This window comes from Streptomyces sp. a15 (assembly GCF_059026085.1).
Genome location: NZ_JBWLKM010000149.1, coordinates 1 through 11,245 on the forward strand (window position 1 = coordinate 1; position 11,245 = coordinate 11,245).

The 11,245-nt window shown below is 71.0% G+C and carries 14 protein-coding genes; 9 read left to right on the top strand and 5 right to left on the bottom strand.

The window, feature by feature from the left end; genetic code table 11:
• Positions 1–47 precede the first annotated feature (47 nt).
• Positions 48–557 carry an ATP-binding protein gene (locus AC5P09_RS49830; protein ID WP_493880292.1) on the bottom strand — a complete coding sequence of 170 codons (510 nt, stop codon included), beginning with the start codon at positions 555–557 and terminating at the stop codon, positions 48–50.
• Between the two features lie 176 nt (positions 558–733).
• Between AC5P09_RS49830 and AC5P09_RS49835 the strand changes: the two genes are divergently transcribed.
• From AC5P09_RS49835 to AC5P09_RS49850, 4 genes are all read left to right on the top strand, one after another.
• A complete protein-coding gene (locus tag AC5P09_RS49835) occupies positions 734–1,648 on the top strand; it encodes a helix-turn-helix domain-containing protein (RefSeq protein ID WP_493880293.1) in 915 nt (304 codons plus the stop codon).
• Entirely contained in the window at positions 1,611–1,742 is a 132-nt protein-coding gene (locus tag AC5P09_RS49840; protein WP_493880304.1) for a DUF397 domain-containing protein, read from the top strand. Before AC5P09_RS49835 ends, AC5P09_RS49840 begins: the two co-directional genes overlap by 38 nt.
• A 282-nt stretch (positions 1,743–2,024) precedes the next feature.
• On the top strand, positions 2,025–2,906 hold the full coding sequence (locus AC5P09_RS49845) for a hypothetical protein (RefSeq protein ID WP_493880294.1): 882 nt from the start codon (positions 2,025–2,027) through the stop codon (positions 2,904–2,906).
• 85 nt (positions 2,907–2,991) lie between these two features.
• Positions 2,992–3,648, top strand: a complete 657-nt coding sequence (locus AC5P09_RS49850; RefSeq protein ID WP_493880295.1) for a DUF433 domain-containing protein — start codon at positions 2,992–2,994, stop codon at positions 3,646–3,648.
• A 2-nt stretch (positions 3,649–3,650) separates the two neighbouring features.
• Here AC5P09_RS49850 and AC5P09_RS49855 read toward each other — a convergent pair whose 3' ends face one another.
• From AC5P09_RS49855 to AC5P09_RS49865, 3 genes are all read right to left on the bottom strand, one after another.
• Positions 3,651–3,992 (bottom strand): PIN domain-containing protein, encoded by a 342-nt coding sequence (locus tag AC5P09_RS49855; RefSeq protein WP_493880305.1) that lies wholly within the window; start codon positions 3,990–3,992, stop codon positions 3,651–3,653.
• 35 nt (positions 3,993–4,027) lie between these two features.
• Positions 4,028–4,285 (bottom strand): Arc family DNA-binding protein, encoded by a 258-nt coding sequence (locus AC5P09_RS49860; RefSeq protein WP_493880296.1) that lies wholly within the window; start codon positions 4,283–4,285, stop codon positions 4,028–4,030.
• An 84-nt stretch (positions 4,286–4,369) separates the two neighbouring features.
• Positions 4,370–4,930 carry a type I restriction enzyme endonuclease domain-containing protein gene (locus AC5P09_RS49865; protein ID WP_493880297.1) on the bottom strand — a complete coding sequence of 187 codons (561 nt, stop codon included), beginning with the start codon at positions 4,928–4,930 and terminating at the stop codon, positions 4,370–4,372.
• Positions 4,931–4,993: 63 nt separating this feature from the next.
• Here AC5P09_RS49865 and AC5P09_RS49870 point away from each other — a divergent pair, with 63 nt between their 5' ends.
• Positions 4,994–5,548, top strand: coding sequence for a Uma2 family endonuclease (locus tag AC5P09_RS49870; protein WP_493880298.1), 555 nt, complete (start codon positions 4,994–4,996; stop codon positions 5,546–5,548).
• A 146-nt stretch (positions 5,549–5,694) separates the two neighbouring features.
• Here the strand turns inward: AC5P09_RS49870 and AC5P09_RS49875 are convergent, their stop codons facing one another.
• A complete protein-coding gene (locus tag AC5P09_RS49875; RefSeq protein WP_493880299.1) occupies positions 5,695–6,885 on the bottom strand; it encodes a pyridoxal phosphate-dependent aminotransferase in 1,191 nt (396 codons plus the stop codon).
• A 129-nt stretch (positions 6,886–7,014) separates the two neighbouring features.
• On the opposite strand from AC5P09_RS49875, the gene AC5P09_RS49880 reads away from it, so the two are divergent.
• The 4 genes from AC5P09_RS49880 (at position 7,015) to AC5P09_RS49895 (ending at position 11,132) form a co-directional block, all read left to right on the top strand.
• Positions 7,015–7,368 (top strand): hypothetical protein, encoded by a 354-nt coding sequence (locus tag AC5P09_RS49880; protein WP_493880300.1) that lies wholly within the window; start codon positions 7,015–7,017, stop codon positions 7,366–7,368.
• A gap of 440 nt (positions 7,369–7,808) precedes the next feature.
• Positions 7,809–8,366: a DUF2617 family protein gene (locus AC5P09_RS49885; protein ID WP_493880301.1), complete on the top strand. Its 558-nt coding sequence runs from the start codon at positions 7,809–7,811 to the stop codon at positions 8,364–8,366.
• Positions 8,367–8,557: 191 nt separating this feature from the next.
• The gene (locus AC5P09_RS49890; protein ID WP_493880302.1) at positions 8,558–10,195 is read left to right on the top strand and encodes a polyamine aminopropyltransferase; all 1,638 of its coding nucleotides are present in this window, start codon (positions 8,558–8,560) and stop codon (positions 10,193–10,195) included.
• Positions 10,196–10,304: 109 nt separating this feature from the next.
• A complete protein-coding gene (locus tag AC5P09_RS49895; RefSeq protein ID WP_493880303.1) occupies positions 10,305–11,132 on the top strand; it encodes an SRPBCC domain-containing protein in 828 nt (275 codons plus the stop codon).
• The last annotated feature ends 113 nt before the right edge of the window (positions 11,133–11,245 follow it).

Consider the following 11,245-nt stretch of genomic DNA (forward strand, 5'->3'; position numbering starts at 1 on the left):
AGCCCAGGAATGCTCTCCGAATTCCTCCCGACTCAGCCGGGAATACATCAAGGCGCTTCCATGGCGCACTCCGCCCATACCGTCTTGCCTATGGGCCGGCGAGGCGCCGACCCCCAGCGCACGGCCAGGACGTCCACCAGGAGCAGCCCTCGACCGGACTCACCCTCCGGGGAGGATGAGGGCGGAACCGCGGGCGGCCGCTTCCCGGAGGCGGCGTCCGCGACCTCGATGCGAACCAGGCCGGCAGCCGCGTCGAGAGCGAGCCGGAGACCGAAGTCGCGTCCGGGAACTCGGCCGTGCTGTACGGCGTTCGCGGCGAGTTCGCCGACGACGAGGGCGACCGCGCACGACACGTCCGACGCCGGCGGGTAGCCCCACACCTCCATGCGCCGGACGGCGCGGTGACGGGCGAGTTGCGCACCTCGCGGCGAGGAGACGAACTGCTCCGCGAACGAGGGGAGTTCGCGTGCTTCGTCGACGAGCGCGGCGGTTTCCGCAGCAAGGGGCCCGGCGCTCCGCCGTGGCTCGTCCCCCGGAGTGGTCGTTCCTGTCAGCACGGCTTGTCCGTCCTTGTCTGTCGAGCTGAGGCATCCCGCGACGTACACGAGTCGTCACGTTCCGTGCTCAAGAGTCGACCGATCGCCCTACGCTCGACAGGTGACACAGCCTTACTTTTCAACCCGTAAGGAACGGAAGTGACGCTTTGGCCAACGGAATTGACCCCAGTGCGTCGATGGCGGCGCTGTTCGGCGCGCGGGTACGCAGGCTCCGTACGGCGGCCGGACTGACGCAGGCCGAGCTTGGCGACAAGACGCACGTGGTGAGCACGCGGATCACGCAGATCGAGCGGGCGTCCGGGGCGAAGCCGACGCTGGAGCTGGCGCGTGCGCTGGATGTGGTCCTCGGCGCGGACGATCTGCTGGTCGAGTTGTGGCCGTACGTGTATCGGGAGGCGTTTCCTGACTGGTCGCGGAAGTTCATGGAGTACTCGGAGCGGGCGGTGGCCATCCGTGAGTACGCGGCCCATGTAGTGCCAGGCTTGTTGCAGACCGAGGGCTACGCACGGGCGGTGCTGAAAGTCGGTCGAACGCTCCGCAGCAAAGAGCAGTTGGAAGAGCGGGTCGACCTTCGCATGGGACGACAGGAGCGCCTCGGTACGCCCGACGGGCCCGAGCTGTGGGTGGTCCTCGACGAGGCGGTGCTCAGGCGTCCGGTCGGCGGGCAGGCGGTGATGCGTGAGCAGTTGGCGCGGCTGCTCGGGACCGCAGCGGAACCTCACATCACCGTGCAGGTGCTTCCGTTCGACCAGGGCGAGCACGATTTCATGGGCGGCTCGCTCACGGTGCTCACCGTGTCGGACGACTCGGAGATCGCCTACACGGAGGGCGCGCACCACGGCCAACTCATGGAGGATCCGGACGAGGTCAGGAGTTTCGCGCTGACCTACGATCGGCTGCGGGCGGCAGCTCTGCCCCCGCTCATGTCGCTCGACATGATCCGATCCGTGATGGAGGACAACCACCGTGGAGCGAAGGTTCCGTCCCGATCTGACAGGCGCCGCGTGGCGCAAGAGCAGCTACAGCAATCAGGAGGGCGGCAACTGCGTGGAGGTGGCCGACGGGTTCCGGGCCGTCGTCCCCGTCCGTGACAGCAAGGTCACGCACGGTCCGGCGCTGTGCTTCGAAGCCGCCTCCTGGGCCGCCTTCATAGGCGAGTTGAAGGCCCGGAGCCACCGTCCCTGAGGCGGCCGGGCCCCGGCCACCGTCCGCGTTCCGGGCTCGCCGGGCCCTTGTCCGCGAGGGTCCGGCGAGCCACTGACCTCCTGAAAGAACCGGGAGAAAGAACTACCCGCCCACCCACCCTCCCCGCCCGCGAAGCCCGCGTCACCCGTCCGAGTGACCGGCTTGCAGGGGCGGGATACGGGCGGTTACGTTCGCCGCGACAACCGCAAACAGATACGGCCCCCGGCCGGGACGGCAATCCCGAACGAGGGCCTGACCGATCAGGAAGTGAACCCCTTCCCGATGGCTGACCCGCAGTCTAACGCGCGCCTGCGCGCCGAGGCCGGAGCTCCGACCTCCGGCGTGATCCACGTACGCACCCGCCTCACGGCCGACTTCACCGTGATCTCCAACGCCCTCGCCCAGCGACGCGGCAGCGCGGTCACGATCGGCGTCGCGGTGTACATCCTCTCCCTGCCCACCGGCACCCCCGTGACCATCGCCGCCCTCTGCGAGCACTTCACCGAGGGCGAGATCCTCATCTCGCGGGCGCTCAGGGAACTCGAAGCGGCCGGATACCTGGAGCGCCGCCGCGAGCGACTGTCCACCGGGCAGATCCGCACCCGGACGTACTTCTACGACGTCCCCGGCGGCGATCCGGATCCGGACGGGCCTCCCGAGCCGCCCAAGTCTCGTCGGCCCCGAAAGCAGCCCGCCGCCGCGGCGCTCACGCCCGAGTTCGCGGCCGTGGAGGAGACGGTGACCGCCCCCGTACAGGACGAGGCGGAGACACTGGTCCCGCTCGCCGACGCCGACCCACAGGCCGTCGCCGTACTGACCGCCCTGCGCAGGGTCGACCCCCGCCTTGTCCTGTCCGCGCAGGAAGCCGCCCGCCTCGCCCCGGCCGTCACCCGGTGGCTCGCGGCAGGCCTCCTGCCCACACAGATCACGGACCACCTCACCGCAAGGCTTCCCGAACCCCTCTTGGCTCGCCCGGGCGGCATCCTCGCCTACCGGCTCAAGGAGACACCCCTGCCCGCACCGGCCAGAAGCACGGAACCCGCGGTACGTCCGGCGGTCGTGCCCATGAGGAACTGTGACGGTTGCGACCGGGGGTTCCGCGCGGCGGAACCCGGCCGTTGCCGGGACTGCCGAGCCGGGAACCGTCTCCGTGCGGCCGGCTGAGCCGGTGGCTGGGTATGTGGTCCACCCGCAGGTGGAAGTCTTGATGTGCGGCGATGCGAAACTCAGCGCCAAGAGGAGGTGGGGCATGGTCGACAGGTTCCAGGACGGGCTTCTGACGCCCAGGGAAACGGCCGCCTACCTTCAGATCCCACAGTCGACTCTCACCTCGTGGCTGAAGGGCAAGGCCGCCGGAGCACCGCTGGTCCACCAGGTGGAGCCGGTGAGGAAGGGACAGCCTTCGGTACCGTTCATCGCGGTGGCCGAGGCGCACGTCCTTCGCTCTCTGCGCTCCCTGGGACTCCGCATGAGCGAGATCAGGGAGGCAGCCGCCGCCGTACGGGATGCCTTCGACACCCCCTACGGCCTCGTGTCCAAGCGGATCGCCACGGACGGCGTGGACATCTTCATCGAGCACGGCTGGGGAGATCTCCGGCGGGCCCGCGACGGCCAGGTCCCCATCCACGAAGTGGTCTCCGACCATCTCCGCTACCTGACCTGGGAGCCGGGCGACGACTTCCCCTCCAGCCTGAGGCTGAGGCAGTACCCGGATTCCGTCCCCGTCGTGATCGATCCGAGGTACGGCCACGGTCTCCCCGTGGTGGCCGCCAATCGCGTCACGGTCCAGGCCATCACCGACCTGTGGGAGGCCGGGGAGACCGTCGAGGACATCGCGTACGACTACGACATGACACCTGAGCAGGTCGGTGTGCTGTGCCACGCAACGGTGCGTCTTGCCGCCTGACTTCAGGGGCTGACGTCCAGGATGCGCACCGGCTGCTCCTTCCACGTGTGCGGCCTGGTGGTCGCGATCACCGCACCATCCGGCCGGTCGGGGCTGGGCTGGGCTGCGTAGAGAGTGTGGGCGTCGGCCCACGTAGTCGCGCGGGCCACCGACAGGGCGGCTGGCAGGTCAAGGTCGACGATCGCGATGCCGGGCAGGGCAGCAATGTGCTCCGCGGTGCCTGGTCGGGCCCGGTCGGCCTCGACCAGGGCACACACGGTGGCGTACAGGAACCAGCCCGGCTCGGCGTGAGCGCGATGGATCAGCCGGGAAGCCAGGGCGTTACCCCGCCCAGCGGCCACCATCGCGCTCTCGTCGAGGAACACATGAACGTCACGGGTCACGCGGCACCCGCTTCGGTCATACGGCGGTCCAGTTCGGCGTCCAGTTCGGCCTGCTCGTGCTCGTTGGGGTCGTAGCCGTTCCACTCCCGCAGCACTGCCCGTGCCTTCTCCGCCCGCTCGGCCCGCTCCGCCGGGGTGAGCAGGGTCTCGGCGAGTCGGGCCAGGTAGGAACGCAGGGACAGCCCCTCCTCAGCAGCTATCTCGGCAAGCCGGTCGCGGGCATCGGCGGGGATACGGACGTTGGCATCGGGCATGTTGCGAGCTCCTCTTTGCCCACCGGAAGGGTACGGGTACGTACCCGTGGTGTCACTCTAGCCTGCCCGCTGTACCACCGTCCGCTACTTCGCCGCCGGCGCCCACAGCGCGGCCACGATCTCCATCTGCTTGAGGACGAGGTCGACTGCCTCGCGCTCCTCCTCCGGCGGATAGTCGAACATCGCCAGCACGCGGCGGATGCGGGTGCGCAGCTTGGCACGGACGGGCTCACGGGAGAGCCAGTCGACGGAGAGGTTCTTCTGGATGTCCTTGACCAGGGCACGGGCGATCTTGGCGAGTGTGTCGTCGCCGCCCTCCATCGCCTCGGCCATGTCGCGGTGGGCGACCGCGTCGTAGAAGGCCGGCTCGGCATGGCTGAGGGGCGGGTCGAACCGCTCGCCACGGCGGGCCTCCGCCGACACCTCCCTCGCCAGGGCGGCGCGTTCGGCGATGACCTGGGCGCTGGTGAGCTGCTGAAGCATGTACCGCTTCATCAAGTCGTTTAGGCGATCGGTGAAGCTTTCGTTCCGGACGACGTTGTGCTTGGTCACCTCGCGCAGCTGCGCCTCGTTGAGGCGGGTGATGTCCAGCCGGCCGATCCCGGCCTCCGCGTACAGGTCGGTGATCTCGTCGGCATCGACCACCGACGGGCTCGGTGACGCGGCACTGTCCGTCGTATCCAGACCACACACGGGAAGGAGCCGTCCATGAGCGTCGACGCGATCGTGCACACCGAGTTTCCCAAGGGGTACACGGTCCTGTTCGGGGCCGACGGAAAGGCGATCATGACCCCGCGGAGCGAAGAGCACTCCAGCACCATCAGGTCGATGCAGATCGACTCCGCTCTCGCCCTCGGCCGTCACGCGAAGGTCACCTCCGACGTCTGCATCGACTTCCCCGCCGACGAGAACTCCGCCCCCGACCTCGCGATCCTGCGCGAAGACGCACGCAAGGAAGGCAAGCGCTACAGCTTCGAGGACGTCCTGCTGATCTCCGAGGTCGTCTCGACCTCTTCCGCACGCAAGGACTACGACGACTGCACCGCGAAGTACGGCCGCTACGGAATCCCGATCTACCTGGTCGTGGACCCCTACGCCCAGGAAGTCGTCCTCCACACTCAGCCGACCGCCACCGGTTACATCGCCGCACACACCCACAAGTACGGCACGGGCAAGCCCCCAATCCCCCTGGCCGACGGCCGCACCTTCACCCTCGACCTCGACGAACTCCCGCGCCCGGAGCCCGAGGCGGACGCCCGCTGACGAGGGACTCCCCGCCGGCCAGGGGCGTGCCGTTCTGTGCCGTGAGTCCGTCCCGAGGCCGAGGAGGAGTTCGAGGACGACCGGTTGCGCGCGGCCACGGCAACCAGGCCGGGTGGCCGGTACATTTGCTGGTACGTCTGTGGCTGTTAGGCGGCCAGCTTCTTGAGTCGGGAGGCCGCCTCCTCCAGCACGCCTGTCCGCTTGCAGAACGCGAAGCGGACAAAGGGTGCGCCCTGCTCACGGTGGTCGTAGAAGACCGCGTTGGGGATCGCGACCACCCCGCAGCGCTCCGGCAGCGCACGGCAGAAGGTGAAACCGTCGCTCTCACCAAGGGGCCGGATGTCGGTGGTGATGAAGTACGTGCCGGCCGGGCGGAAGACCTTGAAGCCCGCCCGCTCCAGGCCGCCCGCGAGCAGGTCCCGTTTGGCCAGCATGTCCGCGCGGAAGTCCGCGAAGTACGAGTCGGGCAGGCGCAGGGCCTCGGCGACGGCGTACTGGAAGGGCCCCGAGGCGACGTACGTCAGGTACTGCTTCGCCGAGCGGACGGCCGCCACCAGCCCCGGGTCCGCTGTCACCCACCCCACCTTCCAGCCGGTGAACGAGAACGTCTTGCCGGCCGAGCCGATCGACACCGTCCGCTCGCGCATCCCCGGGAGGGTCGCCAGCGGCACATGTTCGGCCTCGTCGAAGACCAGGTGCTCGTACACCTCGTCCGTCACCACGAGCAGGTCGCGCTCGACGGCCAGCTCGGCGATCGCGGTGAGCTCCGCACGCGTGAGGACGGTACCGGTCGGGTTGTGCGGGGTGTTGATCAGCAGCAGCCGGGTGCGGTCCGTGACGGCGGCGCGCAGCTCGTCGAGGTCGAGGCGGAAACTTCCCTCGAACGGGCGCAGGGTGACCGGCACGCGCGTGCCGCCCGCCATCGCGATGCAGGCCGCGTACGAGTCGTAGTACGGCTCGAGGGCGACCACCTCGTCCCCCGGCTCCACCAAGCCCAGCAGCGCGGCGGCGATGGCCTCGGTCGCGCCCGCGGTGACCAGCACCTCCGTGTCCGGCTCGTACGACAGGCCGTACCGGCGTTCCTGGTGCGCGGCGATCGCCGTCCGCAGCTCGGGGACGCCCGGGCCCGGCGGGTACTGGTTGCCGCGGCCGTCGCGCAGCGCCCGCACGGCCGCCTCCCTGACCTCCTCGGGCCCGTCCGTGTCGGGGAAACCCTGCCCCAGGTTGATCGACCCGGTCTGCAGGGCCAGGGCGGACATCTCGGCGAAGATCGTCGTCCCGAACTCGGCGAGCCGGCGGTTGAGGAGGGGGCGTGCGCTGGAGGTCATGCCGGTCATCCTGCGCCCAAGCTCTGGAGTTCCTCAACTCTGCTTTGGGCGGGGAGACGGAGGGGCATCTCCACGGCACGCACCAAGCGAGGCGCCCACGGGGGGCCGCTTCGGGGGAATCGGAAGGAGGGTGACGCCATGGTCATCGGCATCATCCTGGCGATCGTCTGCTTCGTCCTTGTCGGGACGCTCATCGCCATCGGCGCCGGCCGCCGGCGCAACACCGTACGACCGGCGGGCCGCGGTGGTGGCCACGGCCGGCGGTCGTCGGGCGGCAGCCACAACAGCAGCGCCGGCGACAGCAGTTGGTGGGTCGCGAGCGGCATGGGCGGCATCGGCGACAGCGGCTCGGGGTCGTCCGACGGCGGTTCGTCGCGCGACGGCGGCTCGTCCGGCGGCCACTCCTGCGGCGGTGGCAGCTCGTCGTCCTGCGGGGGCGGATCCTCGTCCTGCGGTGGCGGCGGGGGCGGATGCGGCGGAGGAGGCAGCTGACACGGGGCAGCTGAGCTCCTCCGAGGAGAACCGCATCCGCACCGGGGGGACACGGGGGACGGGGGAAGCGGGGGAGACGGGGGCGCGGAGACCGATCGGGTCGGTCTCCGCGCCCCCGTCCCGTGTGCCGCGCCCGGTGTGCATAACAGAGCTCCGGCGCACGCCCCAGCCGCCCCGGCGTACGCCGGGGTTGAACAGTTGAGCTGTGGAGCCCTCTGAGGGATGGAAACCCCACGAAGTTGGGTAAAAACCCTGTGACGGCGCCACAGTTCATGATTCCCTCTAAATCACCAACGCGGCCCCCGGGTGCTGTCGGCAGGACATCCCGCGGACACCCGACCCGACACTCCGGCCGGGCCGACCGGGCCGAATTCCCGGGTGCCGACCGGGGTGCGCCGGACCCACACCTCCCTTTCTTTGCGTGATAGCGGAGCCGACCCATGCTCACGACCCTGAAGACCTCTTACACCGACACGCGCGCGGCCGACCTCGCCTGGGCCCTGGGGCGCGAACCGCTCCCCGCCCTGGCCACGCTCGACCTCGAACTGACGGGCGCACAGCTTCAGTTGAGACTCCTCGGCGCATCCCACCAGGTGCTCCTGGAGGAGGAGCGGGGCAGTTGTTCGGAGACGGTCGCGTGCATCCCGGGCAGCAGCACACCGCTGCCGCTGGGCGTGGCCAAGCGGGTGGGCGACTGGGAGTACGAGTTCGCGGCCCGGGTCGAGGTCCTCTCGCCCGGCTCCTTCGCGGGCCGCGCCCAGGAGTTGCTGGCCCTGGTCGCCGACCATCCGCACGGCCTCGCGGGCGTCTTTCCCGGTAGCCCGCACGCCTTCACGGCCCTGCTGGCCCAGCGCCACGAGGGACAGGTGCACTGGCGGACCTGGCATGCCTACCCGCAGGACGGACACCTGGTGGCCACACGGACGCGGGTGGGGGTGCGGGTGGCGCCGGCCCAACTCGGCCCGCGCCAGGCCCGACTCAGCCCGTCAGGCGTCTGAGGACCCCGAATCAGCCCGTCAGACGTCTGGGGTTCCTGAATCAGCCCGTCAGGCGTCTGAGGATCCTGAAATCCGGGTGGTCCCGATCCAGATCGGGGCCGCCCGGATCCAAACCAGGTTGGCTCAACCGACCGACAGTTCCACACGTGTGGGTGACGAAGCGTGCCGTTGCAGTGACGTAACGTCGCAGCGTGATCGAACCGCACGCGCCCGCCCCGCCCGGCACCACGCCGCCCTGGGCGGGCCCCGCGCGGCTGCCCGTCCGCCCCGGCACGGGCCGGTTCCTGGTCCTCGCCTGCGTCTTCGTCTGCGCGTCCTGCGGATTGGTGTACGAGCTCCAACTCGTCGCCCTCGCCACCTATCTGATCGGAGACTCGGTCACCCAGGCGTCCGTCGTCCTGTCCGTCATGGTCTTCGCGATGGGCATCGGCTCCCTCGCCGCCAAACGGCTGCGATGGCGGGCGGCGGCCGCCTTCGGCGCGGTGGAGGCGGCACTCGCCCTGGTCGGCGGGTGCAGCGCGATGGCCCTGTACGCCGTCTTCGCCTGGACCGGCGACTGGGGCGGCCTGTGGGCGAGCGGCCCCCGCTGCCTGCTGGTCGCCTTCTCCCTGGCCATCGGCCTGCTGATCGGCGCCGAGGTCCCGCTGCTGATGGAGCTGATCCAGCGCATCCGGCGCCAGGACGCGGGCGGCGCGGTGGCCGACCTGTTCGCGGCGGACTACGTGGGCGCACTGGTCGGCGGCCTGGCCTTCCCGTTCCTGTTGCTCCCGCTCCTGGGCCAGTTGACCGGCGCCCTGCTCACCGGCACGGTCAACCTCATCGCCGGCGGGGCGCTCGTCCTCGGCCTGTTCGGCCGCGACCTGACCCGCCGCGCCCGCTGGCTCCTGCTGCTCACCAACGTGGCCGTGTTCGCCGTCCTCGCCACGGCCGCCGTACTCGTCGACGACTTCGAGCGGGCCGCGCGGCACGCGGTGTACGGCCAGGACGTACGGGTCGCGCTGCAGAGCGACGTCCAGGAGATCGTCCTCACCGGCGGCACCGACGGCCGCCCCCTCGACCTCTTCCTCGACGGCCGGCTCCGCGTCAGCGGCCGCGACGAGTACCGCTACCACGAGGCGCTGGTCCACCCCGCGATGAACGGCCCGCACGCGCGCGTGCTCATCCTCGGCGGCGGCGACGGACTCGCCGCCCGCGAGGTCCTACGGTACGAGGGCGTCCACCGGGTCGACATCGTCGAACTCGACGAGGCGGTCGTCCGGCTCGCCCGCCGCGACCCGGCCCTCGCCAGGCTCAACGGCCACGTCTACGGCGACCCGCGCGTCCACGTGAGAACCGCGGACGCCTTCCACTGGCTGCGCGGGGCGCCGTCGGCGACGTACGACGTGGTGATCGCGGATCTGCCCGACCCGGGCATCACGGCGAGCACGAAGCTGTACTCGCAGGAGTTCTACGGCCTCGCGCGGCAGACGCTGGCGGACGGTGGCCGCCTGGCGGTCCACGCCGGTCCGGTCGCCTCCCGTCCCCGCGTGTTCTGGACGGTGGACGCGACCATGCGCGCGGCCGGCCTGCGCACCGCCCCCTACCGAGTCGGCGGCCGCGACTCCGGCTTCGCCGCGGGTCCCGACCGCTCGGCCGGGGCGTCCAGGGCCCCGCACGACTGGGGGTTCGTGCTCGCGGCACCGGGCGAGCGGCCGGCACTGCGGCTCGACCCTGCCGGGCCGCGGCCGCGGACGATGACCCAGGTGACCCTCGCGGCGGACGCGCGGGCGGCCGCGAGGGGCAGGGTGGAGGGGTTGCCGGCTTCGACGCTGGTGCATCCGCGGTACTGAGGGGGCGGTATGGCCCGTAAGGGGGCCGATAAGAGGGCCGGCACCGACGCGCGGGCACTTTCGGCCAACGGGGGTGCACTACGGCGCTCACTGGGTAGTCTCGGCTGACATGGAGCATGAGGTGTTCGTTCCGGTTCCGGTCGATCGGCTCAGGGAGGCGCTGGCCGACCCCGCGCGGGTCGCCCGGGCGGTCCCCGGGCTCCAGCAGGACGCCGGTGCCGAACCCGTGGCGGGGCGGCTGAAAGTGCGCGTCGGCAGCCACTCCGTCACCTACCGCGGCTCCGTGCGGGTCTCCGGGCAGGACGACGGTTCGTACGCCGTCGCGGGCGATGCCGTCGAGGCGCGCGGCACCGGGGCGGTCAAGCTCGCGCTCACGATTCGTCTCCGGGAGGCGGACGAGGGCAATGGCTCCGGCTCCACGGTGACTTTTGACGGTACGGCGTCGGCGGACGGCCGCGTCACGGAACTTCCGTCGGACGCGGTGGCGTCGGCGGTGGGGCGGCTGCTGAGTCGGTTCGCCGAGAATCTGGGCGTTGCGCCGGAGGAGCCGCAGGCGCCGGAGGAGCCGCAGGCGCCGGAGGAGCCGCAGGCGCTGGAGGCCGTGGCGGCACCCGAGCCGGAAGCGCCCGAGCCGGAAGCCGCCCCTGAACCCCCCTCCGTCTTCGAGACCGAGGTCCCTCCGCCGTCCCTGTCCGACGCCTCCGAGGACCTCACGGAGCCCGTCGTGCCGCCCGCCGAGGCGGCGCATGCGCGGCGGACGATGATCGGGCGCAGTGCGGAGGAGGTCGACCACGCGCCGCCGCGGGGCCGGTACGCGCCTGTTCCCGCGCCGCACACCGGCGGGGCGAACTCGGCGCTGCGATGGGCTGCGCCGGCGGCGGCGTTCGTGCTGGCTTCGGCGATCGTCGTGGGCAGGGCGTTGCGTCGGCGTCGCTGACGTCGCTGAACAGTGGCCCGGCGTGGGGGCTGGAGAGGGGTGGGTCGCGCGGCCCGGCGCTTGCGGGGTGCCGCGCCTCTTTGGGTCGGGAGCCGCCCCAGCGGCACGACTGC